Here is a 12,054-nt window from a genome sequence, read left to right on the forward strand (position 1 = left end):
CTCACCTCACCACCGCCGTCAGACGGCGGCCGCCGCGTCCGCCGCCTGCGCCTTCAGCGCACGCTCGACACCCGCGCGGCACTCCGTCACCAGACGCCGCAGCGCCGGGGCCGGGTCGTGCTCCGCGATCCAGGCGTCCGTCGCGTCCAGCGTCGCCTGCGACACCTGGAGCGTCGGGTAGAGGCCCACCACGATCTGCTGGATCATCTCGTGGCTGCGGGTCTCCGAGACGCCCTTGATCGACGCGAAGTACTTCGCCGTGTACGGGGCGAGCAGCTCGCGCTGGTCGGACTGGACGAAGCCGGCGATGACCGACTCCTGCACGGCGTTGGCCAGCTTGTCGTCCTCGACGACCGACGCCCACGCCTCGGCCTTCGCGGCCTCCGTCGGACGCGCCGCGCGCGCGGTCGCCGCGTGCCGCTCGCCCGCCGCCGTACGGTCGCGCTCCAGCTCGGCGGCGATCTCCGCCTCGTCGAAGCGGCCGGTGGCCGCGAGCCGCTGCACGAACGCCCAGCGCAGCTCGGTGTCGACGGCCAGGCCCTCGATCACCACGGAGCCGTCGAGCAGCCCCGCGAGCACGTCGAGCTCGGCGTCCGTACGGGCGGTCGCCGCGAAGGCCCGCGCCCACGCCAGCTGGTGGTCGCTGCCGCCCTCGGCGGCGCGCAACTGCTCCTGGGCGAAGGCGCCCCAGCGCGCCAGGCCCTCGGCCCGCCACGCCGGCGCCGCGTACAGCTCGAGGGCGGCCTTGACCTGGCCCTGGAGCGACTGGACCACGCCGATGTCGGACTCCTTGGCGACACCCGAGAGCACGAGCTCCAGGTAGTCGCGGGTGGCCAGCTCGCCGTCGCGGGTCATGTCCCAGGCGGAGGCCCAGCACAGGGCGCGCGGCAGCGAGTCGGCGAAGTCGCCGAGGTGCGCGGTGACGTTGGTGAGGGACACCTCGTCGAGGCGGACCTTCGCGTACGACAGGTCGTCGTCGTTGAGGAGGACGACCGCCGGGCGGACCTTGCCCACCAGCTGCGGCACGGCGGTCAGCCCGGCCGCCTCGATGTCGAGCTCCAGACGCTCGGTGCGGACCAGCTTGCCGCTCGCGTCGAGGTCGTAGAAGCCGATGGCGATCCGGTGCGGACGCAGGACGGCCTGGCCCTTGGCGCCTGCGGGCAGCGCCGGGGCCTCCTGCTTGACGGCGAAGGCGGTGATGGCGCCGTTCTCGTCGGTCTCGATCTCCGGGCGCAGGATGTTGATGCCGGCCGTCTCCAGCCACGCCTTCGACCAGGTCTTGAGGTCACGGCCGGAGGTCTCCTCCAGCGCGCCGAGCAGGTCGGAGAGGCGCGTGTTCCCGAAGGCGTGCGCCTGGAAGTAGGCCTGCACGCCCTTGAAGAACTCGTCCTGGCCGACGTAGGCGACGAGCTGCTTCAGGACGCTCGCGCCCTTGGCGTACGTGATCCCGTCGAAGTTGACGAGCACGTCCTCCAGGTCGTTGATCTCCGCCATGATCGGGTGGGTCGACGGGAGCTGGTCCTGGCGGTAGGCCCAGGTCTTCTCCGCGTTGGCGAAGGTCGTCCAGGCGTTGGGCCAGCGGGTGCCCGCCACGGATGCCTGGCAGGCGACCGAGGTGTACGTCGCGAACGACTCGTTCAGCCAGAGGTCGTTCCACCACTCCATGGTCACGAGGTCGCCGAACCACATGTGGGCGAGCTCGTGCAGGATCGTCTCGGCACGGCGCTCGTACGCCGCGTCCGTCACCTTCGAGCGGAAGACGTACTGGTCGCGGATGGTCACCGCGCCCGCGTTCTCCATCGCGCCCGCGTTGAACTCCGGCACGAAGAGCTGGTCGTACTTCGCGAACGGGTAGTCGTACGCGAACTTCTCCTGGAACCAGTCGAAGCCCTGGCGCGTGACGTCGAAGATGTGGTCGGCGTCGAGGAACTCGGCGAGCGACGGACGGCAGTAGATGCCGAGCGGGACGCTCTGCCCGTCCTTCTCGTACGAGGAGTGCACCGAGTGGTACGGGCCGACGATCAGCGCCGTGATGTACGTGGAGATGCGGGGGGTGGGCTCGAAGACCCAGATGTCGTCCTTCGGCGTCTCCGGCGTCGGAGAGTTGGAGATCACCGTCCAGCCGGTCGGCGCCTTCACGGTGAACTGGAAGGTCGCCTTGAGGTCGGGCTGCTCGAACGAGGCGAAGACGCGACGCGCGTCCGGCACCTCGAACTGGGTGTACAGATAGGCCTGGTCGTCGACCGGGTCGACGAAGCGGTGCAGGCCCTCACCGGTGTTGGTGTACGCGCAGTCGGCGACGACCTTGAGCTCGTTGCGGCCGGCCGACAGGTGGCGCAGGGCGATCCGGGAGTCCCGGAAGACGGCGCCGACCTCCAGCGCGTGTCCGTTGAGCACGACCTCGTGGACGGCGGGGGCGACGAGGTCGATGAAGGTCTCGGCGCCGTCCTCGGCGGAATCGAAGTGGACGGTGGTGACGGACCGGTAGGTGCCGCCCTCCTGCGCACCGGTGAGGTCGAGTTCGACCTCGTACGCGTCCACGGTCAGCAGCGCCGCCCGCTGCTTGGCCTCTTCACGGGTCAGGTTTGTGCCAGGCACCCGGTCAACTCCTCGGTTTCGTGACGTTTGGCCCATCCTTCCACGGGGTGGCTCAGCGGCGCACGGCACATTTCCACGGCCCGTCTCCGCTGATCCGCAACAGCCCGGGCCCCGGCACGGGAACGCTCACCCGCACGTCGCCCGCCGCGTTGACCAGCAGCTCCTGCTCCTCGTCGTCGTAGAGCGGGTCCTGCGGCGGAGTGTGCCGGTGCACGGTGAAGCGGGACGCGCCGCGGTGCAGGAAGTCGAGGACCCCGGGCGGCCCGTCGTAGACGACCAGATCGTGCGCGTGCCCCTCGACGTGGCTGTCGAAGCGGCGCGCGTGGGAGAGGGGCAGCACCCGCAGCGTCCAGGGGGCGTCGGCGTCCACCCGCAGCGCCAGCGGCCGGGCCCGCGGGACGAGGGCGACCGTACGGGCGCGGACGTCGTCCTCGTACGCCGCGAGCAGGTAGTCCTCGGCGCGGCCGTGCGCGTCGCAGGTCTCGATGGTGGTGGAGAGCGAGTGGTACGACTCGATCTCCAGGAGCACCCAGCGGCCCGACGGCAGCCCCGGGCCGCAGCGCACGGTCTCCTTGCCGCGCCCCTGGTAGGTGACGGGCCGGAAGTCCCCGCCGTACGACTCGACCGACGGCACGGGCAGGGACACGGGTAGCGGCAGGGGGCGCGGGACGGGCGGGGCGGCGGCGGGCGCCGGCGCGGGCCGCGGCGGTACGTAGCCGGGGCCCGGGATCGGGGGCGGCGGGGGTTCGACCACGATGCCGAAGTCCGTCGCGAGCCCGGCGAGCCCGGAACCGTACCCCTGGCCGGTCGCGCGGAAGCGCCAGCCGCCGGCCTGCCGCCGGAACTCCCCGCAGACGAAGGCGGTCTCCGTCGTCGCGCCCTCCATCGGGCAGTACGCCACGGAGGTCCCGGCCGCGTCCGTGACCCGCACGTCGAGCCCGGGGACCCGCCCGAAGGCGCCCCCGTCGACGGAGGCCGCGATCACGAGCCGCCCCACGTCGGGCTCCACCCGCGCGAGGTCCAGCCAGAGCCAGTCCGCGGCCGGGCTGCCGGGCACCCCGGGCGCCGACTTCCCCAGGTGCCGCACCGCCCCCGACGGATGCGCGGCGTGGTTGCAGAAGACCAGATCGGCGTCCCCGCGGACCCGCCCCCCGGGCCCCAGGAGCAGCGCGGAGACGTCCACGTCGGGCACCCCGTACCCGGTCCGCCAGCTGACCGCGACGTGCAGGGCCTGCGGGGGCACGGCGAGGTCGGCACCCCGGGGTATCTGGGTCATGGACGAACTGTGGCACGGCCGGACATGCCGGAGGGGCGGCTCCCCGCAACGGGAAGCCGCCCCTCCGAAGTGTGTCGGGGTCAGCCCTTGAGCTCGGCCACGACGAGCTCCGCGATCTGCACCGCGTTCAGCGCGGCGCCCTTGCGCAGGTTGTCGTTGGAGAGGAACAGCGCGAGGCCGTTCTCGACCGTCTCGTCGACGCGGATGCGGCCGACGTACGAGGCGTCCTTGCCGGCCGCCTGGAGCGGGGTCGGGATCTCGGAGAGCACGACGCCCTCGGCGTCCTTGAGCAGCTCGTAGGCGCGCTCGACGCTGATCGGGCGCTCGAAGCGCACGTTCACCTGGAGCGAGTGGCCGGAGAAGACGGGGACGCGCACGCAGGTGCCGGAGACCTTGAGCTCGGGGATCTCCAGGATCTTGCGGGACTCGTTGCGGAGCTTCTGCTCCTCGTCGGTCTCGAAGGAGCCGTCGTCGACGATCGAACCGGCCAGCGGGACCACGTTGAACGCGATCGGGCGCTTGTAGACGGTGGGCTCGGGGAACGCGACGGCCTCGCCGTCGAACGCCAGCTGGTCGGCGGTCTCGGCCACGGCACACGCCTGGGTGCGCAGCTCGGCGACACCGGCCACGCCCGAGCCGGAGACGGCCTGGTAGGTGGTGGCGATCAGCGCGGTCAGGCCGGCCTCCTGGTGGAGGGGCTTGAGGACCGGCATGGCGGCCATCGTTGTGCAGTTCGGGTTGGCGATGATGCCCTTGGGACGGTCCTTGATCGCGTGCGCGTTGACCTCGGAGACGACCAGCGGGACCTCGGGGTCGCGGCGCCAGGCGGAGGAGTTGTCGATCACGACGGCGCCCTGGGAGGCGACCTTCTCGGCGAGGGCCTTGGAGGTGGCGCCACCGGCGGAGAAGAGGACGATGTCCAGGCCGGTGTAGTCGGCGGTGGAGGCGTCCTCGACCGTGACGCCGTCGACGACGGTCCCGGCGGAACGGGCGGAGGCGAAGAGCCGCAGCTCGTCGAGGGGGAACTTCCGCTCGGCCAGGATGCTGCGCATGACTGTGCCGACCTGACCGGTGGCTCCGACGATTCCGACCTTCACGGGGACTCCTCCGTACGTTTGTGCAGGGTGCTGCCGGTCCATGATGCGTATGTCCCCGGCCACCTTGTCCAATCCATTGTCCACAGGTCGGGACGTGAAAAGGGCGGGCGCCGGTTTCGGCGCCCGCCCCTTCACGTACGGGGTACTACGGGGTGACGGAGCCGATCAGGACGCTGCCGGTGCCCGCGACGGTGCCGCGGCCGTTGACCAGCTGGACCTCGCCGAAGAACTGGCGACCCTCGGGGGCTGCGCCGCCGACCAGGACCTCGGCCGCCACGGGGGCGGACGCGCCGTTGGCCAGGCTGACCGACTTCGACTCGTCGACCTTCACGGTGCCGAGCGCGGACGAGAAGAACACGTCCTTGTAGTCGTACGTGGTGCCGCCCGCGGCGTGGACCGCGTAGCCGTCGACGACGACGGTGTACGTGCCCGCGGCCGGCTTCACGAGGGAGACGGCCTCCTCGGAGTCGCCGTCCGCCGACTGGCCGACCTGCTTGCCGTTCAGGAGAACGGTGAGGTCGAGGTCGGCGGCCTTGTCCGAGGTGTTGCCGATGGCGATGTCGAGCCGCTCCACACCCTCACCGATGGTGACGGTCTTGGTCTGCTGCTCGTGGTGCTGGATGGTCGGCGTCTCGCTCTTCTGCGAGCCGAGCGAGCCGCCCTTCAGCTTGCCCTCGATGCCGGCGAAGCGGTTCGTGACCGTCCACTGGACCGCGGCCGGGGTGCCGATCTTCGCCTCCGCGACCGTCTGCACGGCCGGGTCGAAGTCGACGCCGAGGGCGGAGACGCCCAGGGTGTACGGGTTGTCCAGGTCCGGCGACGTACGGCGGGACTCGACCTCGATCTCCCAGACGCCCGGCGTCGGGTCCGCGTAGGAGCGGAGGTCCGGGCGGCACTGGTTGGCCGGGTTGTAGTGCGGGTAGCACTGCGTGGTCGCGCTGTCCTCGATGCCCACGCCGACCGGGTGGATCGAGATGAACCGGGTCTGGCTCTTCTCCTTCAGACCGGCCAGCGAGACCTCCAGCGTCTTGGCGCCCTCGGGCACGGTGACGAAGTAGGACTTGCTGCTGTTGCGCTGCACCGAGCCGGAGGCGGTGAAGCCGTAGCCCGGGGCGACCAGGTCGCTCGCGACGATCGAGGTGGCGAGGATCTGCTTGTCGACGCCCTCGGTGCGCTCGTCGTCGGCCTCCAGGATGACGCTGTGCGCACCGGCGGTGGCGGCGCGCGCCTGGAGCTTGACGGTGACCGGCTTGTTCAGCGGCAGGTCGATCTCGTCGTCGCCGAGGATGCGGAAGGTGCCGTCGTTGTACTTGAGGTCGAGCTCGTGCTCGATCGACCGGTTCGGGCCGCTCGTGCGCGTGATCGTGACGTCGTAGACGCGCTTCTGGCCGACCTTGAGGCCGCCCTCGCGGTCGTACACACCGGTGCCGGTGTGCGGGGCCGGGAAGATCACGGTGTCGACCGGGGCCTCGACCTTGTAGTCGTGCGCCGTGGCGCCGTCCTTGATCGACTCCCAGGCCTCCTCGATGTCCATGAGGCCCGAGCCCTGCTCGTGGGCCGCGACACCGGGGATGCGCTGCGCGGTGGACGTCAGCGCGGTCCGCAGGGTGAGCGGGGAGAGCGCGATGCCCTTCTGCTTCGCGGCCGAGATCAGCAGCGCGCTCGCGCCCGCCGCCTGCGGCGAGGACATCGAGGTGCCGTTGAGCATGCCGTAGCCGGCGGGCAGCGTGTAGCCCGCCTCGGCGACGCCGGCGCCCGCCTGCCAGGTCGGGATGGTGTTCACGGCCGAGCCGGGGGCGGTGATGGTCGGGGTGAAGCCGCCGTCCTCACGCGGGCCGCGCGAGGAGAAGGGGAACATGGCGTACTTCTTCTCGACGGCCGAGCCGTAGTTGGCGGCCCAGGTCTCCTTGGAGACGGCCGCGCCGACCGAGATGACCTTGTCGGCCAGGCCGGGGTCGCCGATCGTGTTGATGCCGGGGCCCTCGTTGCCGGCCGAGATGACCAGCTGGACGCCGTACTGGTCGATCAGGCGGGTGTAGAGGCGCGAACGGACGTTGTCGCCGTCGTTCTGCTGCGGCAGGCCGCCGATCGACATGTTGACGATGTCGACGCCGCGGTTGACGACGAGGTCCGTCATGCCCTCGGTGAGGGCGGTGTTGGTGCAGCCGCCGCTCCAGGTGCACGCGCGTGAGGAGACGATCTTCGCGCCGGGGGCGGCGCCGTTCATCTTCCCGCCGAAGAGGCCGTGGGCGGCGGTGATGCCGGCGACGTGCGTGCCGTGGGAGGACTCGACGAGGCCGACGTTGACGAAGTCGCGCTTCTGGCCGACCCAGGTCCCGCCGAGCGGGTCCATCGGGACGTCCTTGCGGATCTCGACGACGAACGGGGTCTTCTCGACGACCTCGGTGGCCGGGTCGTCGGTACCGAAGTAGCCGACCTGGTACCCGTCCTTGTACGGCTTCAGCGGCGCGTTGTCCGTGAAGTCGTTGTTCTGGTCGGTGTCCACGCGGACGGTTCCGGCGGCCGGGTCGTACAGCATGCCGAAGACGTCGGTGGTGTCGCCGTCCCGGTTGATGTCGCCCTTGGGGTCGCCGCCCGCGGTGACCGACTCGGTGAAGCGGCTGAACTGGAACGAGCCCGCCGGGGCCGTCCAGCTCTGCGTGGAGGCGGTGAAGACCGGGCCGGTGACCGGGGTGACCTGGGCGCGCCAGGTGGCGTCGCCCTCGGTCAGCGGGTCGGTGGCGGTGACCCAGTCGACGATCTTGCGCTCGCCGGTGGTGGTCTTCGCGAGGGCCGGGTGACCGAGGTCGACGCCGGAGTCCAGGATGCCGATGGTCACGCCCCGGCCGTCGGCCTTGGGGTGCTCCTTGACGAAGTCGACCGCGCCCGTCTCGTGCGACGGGTTGTACGGGTTCTTCGCCGGGGTGTACTTGCCCGGGGCCGGGTACGTCGTCGTGACGGTGGTGCCGTCGACGGCGCCCGTGGCCGCGCCCGCGTCCGGGGTCGGGTCGTCCAGGGCGATCTCGGCCTGGAGGTCGATCGACTGCACGGAGGCGAGCTGCGTGGCGGCCTTGATGGCGGCCTCGGCCTTCGCGGTCGGCAGGGTCGCGCGGACGTAGCCGAGCGCGTCCTGCCGCTTGCCCACGGAGGCGCCGGCGACGGCGTCGAGCTGGCCCGCGACCTGCTCGGTGGCGCCGGGGGCGGTGGCGACGAGGACGGTGACGTTCTTCTCGCCGCTCGCCTCCGCCTCGGTGAGCCGCTGGGCGTCGATGGCGCCGAGCTTGTCGGCCGGGTTCGAGGACTTCACCGGGGGAGTGGTCACCGGGGCCTCGGTGGCGAGCACGGGCGCGGCGCCGGTCGCGACGAGCGCGGCGACGAGGCCGGCAGCGGCGGCGATGCGGGCCGCGCGTCTGTGCCCGTGCGTCGAGCTTCCGGGTATGGAGCTCCGAGTTTCGGGGGTGGTCATTTACATCCCTGTTTGTGAAAGGAGAGAGTCCGGATTTCGGTGCCGGATGACCGCTCAGCCTTTCGTAAAAGACAGGGGTTTGTGGAGAGTTACCCGGGGCCGGGTTGCCGCCGCGGCGGGAACCCGCCAGCGCCAGGGATGCGCCATCGGGAAGAAAACGGTGTGAACCGGGGTGAGTTAGCGGCCCTGGAGGGCAGGGCAGGGCAGGGCGGGGCAGGGTCGGGGCAGGGCCGGGCCGGGTCAGCTCTCCTTCGTGCGGGCGTAGTGGCGCGAGGCCTTCGCCCGGTTGCCGCAGATCGCCATCGAGCACCAGCGGCGGGTGCCGTTCCGCGAGGTGTCGAAGAAGTGCAGGATGCACGCCTCGTGGGCGCAGGCCCGGATGCGGTCGGGCGCGGTGCGCAGCAGGTCGAGGTAGTCGCGGGCGGCGGTCCAGCCGGGCCCCCAGGCGGGGTCCGCGAACTCGGCCTCCTCGCCGGGGCCTTCGGGGGTGAGGGTGGCCCGGATGCGGCCGTGGTCGAGGACGGCGTCGACGCGGGCGGTGGCGGCGGGGTCGCCGGGGGCGTCGACGAGCGCGGCGAGCGCGTCCCGGGCGGCGAGGGTGTGGAGCAGGGTGCCGGCATCGGCGGTGAACCGGCCCTCCAGGCCGTTGGCGGCGAGCCAGACGGCGAGCCCCTCGACGCCGGTGAGCAGGTCCTGGCGGACGCCCTCCTCGTTCCAGCGGGTGTTGAGCAGGTCGAGGGAGACGGGCTCGCCGGTGAGCGGTCGCGGGTCGGTGGCGGTCATGGCGGGCACCCTCCTCGGTGAACTAACCCCTCAAGAGTACGTGAGCGGTTGACGCTGCTCGCATCTAACCACTAATCTCGAAGTGAGAGGTTAGCCCGAGGGGGGCCGGCCACTGCGACGAAGGGACAGTCATGTCCGTGATCGGCACGCTCGCCACCCACCACGTCGGCATCAACGTCACCGACCTGGAGCGCTCGCTCGCCTTCTACCGGGACGTCCTCGGCTTCGACGTCCTCGGCGAGGGCAAGGAGGAGGGCAGCCGCTTCGCCTTCCTCGGCCAGGACGGCCGCCTGGTCCTCACCCTCTGGCAGCAGGCCGAGGGCACGTACGACTCCGGCCGCCCGGGCCTGCACCACCTCGCCTTCGAGGTCGAGTCCGTCCAGCAGGTCCGCGCCGCCGAGGCCGCGCTCACCGCGAGCGGCGCCACCTTCGCGTACGAGGGCGTCGTCGCCCACCACGAGGGCGCGGCCTCCGGCGGCATCTTCTTCCACGACCCGGACGGCACCCGCCTGGAGATCTCCACCCCGAAGCTCCCGGAAGAGGCCGAGGCCCCGTCGGGCACGGCCCCCACCTGCGGCTTCTTCTAGCCGGACCTAGTTGTGGGCATGCGTTCCGCCGGGGCGGAACGGGTGGGCACAACCCGAACGCGCCACCCGCGCCCAGGCCCCGTACATCCCGCGACCCGCACCTCTGGAGGACCCGTCATGGGCGTCGCCTATCACTCCGGCTCCCTCGCCCTGCAGTCCCGCTTCGGCGTCCGCGACCTCGCCGAACACGTGGGCCGCTCCATCACGCCCGGCATCCGCCCCGTCGCCGCCGCCTTTCTCCAGGCCCAGCCGATGCTGGTGATCGGCGCCGCCGACCCCGAGGGACGGGTCTGGTCGACCCTGCTCACCGGCGCCCCCGGCTTCACCCGGGCCACCGGCCCGCACACCGTCTCCGTCGCCGGCGGCGTCCCCGCCCACGACCCGCTCGCCGCCGCCGTCACCACCGGGGGCACCCCCGTCGGCACCCTCGCCCTCGACCCCCGCACCCGCCGCCGCATGCGCCTCAACGGCATCGCGCGGCCCAGTGCGCGCGGGTTCACGATCGAGGCCGAGCAGGTCTTCTCCAACTGCCCGAAGTACCTGCAGAAGCGGGAGCTGTACGGCTCCGGGGCCGCCGCCCTCCCCGAGTCCGGTGCCGTGCGGCACGGCGAGGTGCTCACCCCCGACCAGGTGCGCCGCGTCCGTGCCGCCGACACCTTCTTCGTCGCCACCGCCGCGCCCGACGGCGTCGACGCGAGCCACCGCGGCGGCAACCCGGGCTTCGTCCGGGTCGACGCGCCCCGGGAGATCAGCTGGCGGGACTACCCCGGCAACGCGATGTTCCTGACCCTGGGCAACCTGGAGGAGGACGGCCGCGCCGGCCTGCTCTTCCTCGACTGGGAGACGGGGACGACCCTCCAGCTCAGCGGCCTCGCGCACACCGAGTACGGCCCCGAGGGGCGGGTCACCCGCTTCCGGATCGACCGCACGGTCGAGACCCCGGCCGGCAGCCCCCTGCGCTGGTCCGCACCGGAGTACTCCCCGGCCAACCCGACCACGCCCTGACCGGACCACGCCCCGACCCGGCCGCGTCCGGACTCGATCGCGCCCCGACCCGACCACCCCTGACCCGAGGACCGCCCGTGCCCACCACCCCGGCCCCCGCGACGACCACGCCCACGCCCACGCCCGCGACCACGGCTCCGGACCTCGCGACCACGGCGCCCGAAGTACCCGCGGCGGCAGCCCCCGAAGCCCCCGTCGCCCCCACGCGCCCCCGGCCCGGACCCCCCGCCCGCCCCCGCCCCCGCGTCCTCCTCGCCGGCACCGCCGCCGCCGTCACCGGGCTCCTCCTCCTGGTCGCCGTCGGCACGCTCCTCCACCAGCCCCTGCTCATCCCGCCGCTCGCGGCGAGCATGGCGCTGGTCGCGGGCGCCCCCGACCTGCCGCTCTCCCAGCCGCGCTCCGTCATCGGCGGTCAACTGCTCTCCGCCCTCACCGGTTTCGCGGTCCTCGCCGTCGCCGGCCCCGGCCTCTGGGGCGCCGCCGTCGCGGGCGGCCTCGCCCTCGGCGTGATGCAGTGCGCCCGCACCCCGCACTCGCCGGCCGCGGCCACCGCCGTGATCGTCGCCCTCCAGTCCCCGCCGTTCTGGTCGTTTCTCGGCCTTCTCGCCCTCGCCTCCCTCCTCCTGGTCGCGGTCGGCCTCGGCGGCGCCCGTGCCGCGGGACGGACGTACCCGGCGTACTGGTTCTAACCTCGGTGCATGAAGCAGGACTTGAGGGTGGCGGCCTACGCCGTGTGCGTCCGTGACGACGAGGTCCTCCTCGCCCGCTGGGTGTCGAGCGACGGCACCAAGCGGTGGACCCTGCCGGGCGGCGGAATGGACCACGGCGAGGAGCCCGTCGACGCCGTCGTCCGCGAGGTCGAGGAGGAGACCGGGTACCTCACCGAACCCACGGCCCTCCTCGGCATCGACTCGATCCGCCGGAGCTGGATCCGCCGCCTCGGCGTTCCCGGTGACTTCCAGGGCCTGCGGATCATCTACGAGGCGCAGGTCACCGGGGGTGCGCTGCGCAACGAGACCGGCGGCTCCACGGACCTCGCCGCCTGGCATCCGCTCGACACCGTCCCCGGTCTGCCCCGCGTCGACCTCGTCGACATCGGCCTCGACCTGTGGCGCGAGCGGCCCCCGGTCGGCCGCTCCCGTCTCGCCGATCCGTCGAACGACTGACTTCTCCGCCGAACGGCTGAAAGAGGCTCAACCACCGCGCTCCCGCTCAACCGTCGTGGCAACCCCCGCGGTCCTC

General features: G+C 72.3%; 9 protein-coding genes. 4 read left to right on the forward strand and 5 right to left on the reverse strand.

Features of this window, described 5'->3' with window-relative positions; translation table 11 throughout:
* Positions 1-18: 18 nt before the first annotated feature.
* From pepN to ACZ6K0_RS14845, 5 genes are all read right to left on the reverse strand, one after another.
* Complete coding sequence (pepN, locus tag ACZ6K0_RS14825) at positions 19-2,598, reverse strand: aminopeptidase N (RefSeq protein WP_376405830.1); 2,580 nt, start codon at positions 2,596-2,598, stop codon at positions 19-21.
* 52 nt (positions 2,599-2,650) lie between these two features.
* The gene (locus ACZ6K0_RS14830) at positions 2,651-3,874 is read right to left on the reverse strand and encodes a TerD family protein (protein WP_376405832.1); all 1,224 of its coding nucleotides are present in this window, start codon (positions 3,872-3,874) and stop codon (positions 2,651-2,653) included.
* A gap of 80 nt (positions 3,875-3,954) precedes the next feature.
* On the reverse strand, positions 3,955-4,971 hold the full coding sequence (locus tag ACZ6K0_RS14835) for an aspartate-semialdehyde dehydrogenase (protein WP_469233583.1): 1,017 nt from the start codon (positions 4,969-4,971) through the stop codon (positions 3,955-3,957).
* Between the two features lie 145 nt (positions 4,972-5,116).
* Complete coding sequence (locus tag ACZ6K0_RS14840) at positions 5,117-8,437, reverse strand: S8 family serine peptidase (RefSeq protein ID WP_469233581.1); 3,321 nt, start codon at positions 8,435-8,437, stop codon at positions 5,117-5,119.
* 240 nt (positions 8,438-8,677) lie between these two features.
* Positions 8,678-9,220, reverse strand: coding sequence for a CGNR zinc finger domain-containing protein (locus ACZ6K0_RS14845; RefSeq protein ID WP_376405838.1), 543 nt, complete (start codon positions 9,218-9,220; stop codon positions 8,678-8,680).
* Between the two features lie 131 nt (positions 9,221-9,351).
* Between ACZ6K0_RS14845 and ACZ6K0_RS14850 the strand changes: the two genes are divergently transcribed.
* The 4 genes from ACZ6K0_RS14850 (at position 9,352) to ACZ6K0_RS14865 (ending at position 11,978) form a co-directional block, all read left to right on the forward strand.
* Entirely contained in the window at positions 9,352-9,807 is a 456-nt protein-coding gene (locus ACZ6K0_RS14850) for a VOC family protein (protein WP_469233579.1), read from the forward strand.
* A 117-nt stretch (positions 9,808-9,924) separates the two neighbouring features.
* Positions 9,925-10,812, forward strand: a complete 888-nt coding sequence (locus ACZ6K0_RS14855) for a pyridoxamine 5'-phosphate oxidase family protein (RefSeq protein WP_469233577.1) — start codon at positions 9,925-9,927, stop codon at positions 10,810-10,812.
* Between the two features lie 77 nt (positions 10,813-10,889).
* Complete coding sequence (locus ACZ6K0_RS14860; RefSeq protein WP_469233574.1) at positions 10,890-11,501, forward strand: HPP family protein; 612 nt, start codon at positions 10,890-10,892, stop codon at positions 11,499-11,501.
* Positions 11,502-11,510: 9 nt separating this feature from the next.
* Positions 11,511-11,978: an NUDIX hydrolase gene (locus tag ACZ6K0_RS14865; protein ID WP_376405846.1), complete on the forward strand. Its 468-nt coding sequence runs from the start codon at positions 11,511-11,513 to the stop codon at positions 11,976-11,978.
* Positions 11,979-12,054: the final 76 nt, after the last annotated feature.

It is taken from the genome of Streptomyces sp. NPDC042346 (assembly GCF_055581845.1).

Bases quoted from the DNA above. Each gene is read 5' to 3' on its own strand.
- ACZ6K0_RS14840 (WP_469233581.1), bottom strand. From the start codon at position 8,437: ATGACCACCCCCGAAACTCGGAGCTCCATACCCGGAAGCTCGACGCAC.
- ACZ6K0_RS14865 (WP_376405846.1), top strand. From the start codon at position 11,511: ATGAAGCAGGACTTGAGGGTGGCGGCCTACGCCGTGTGCGTCCGTGAC.
- ACZ6K0_RS14830 (WP_376405832.1), bottom strand. From the start codon at position 3,874: ATGACCCAGATACCCCGGGGTGCCGACCTCGCCGTGCCCCCGCAGGCC.
- ACZ6K0_RS14850 (WP_469233579.1), top strand. From the start codon at position 9,352: ATGTCCGTGATCGGCACGCTCGCCACCCACCACGTCGGCATCAACGTC.
- ACZ6K0_RS14845 (WP_376405838.1), bottom strand. From the start codon at position 9,220: ATGACCGCCACCGACCCGCGACCGCTCACCGGCGAGCCCGTCTCCCTC.
- ACZ6K0_RS14855 (WP_469233577.1), top strand. From the start codon at position 9,925: ATGGGCGTCGCCTATCACTCCGGCTCCCTCGCCCTGCAGTCCCGCTTC.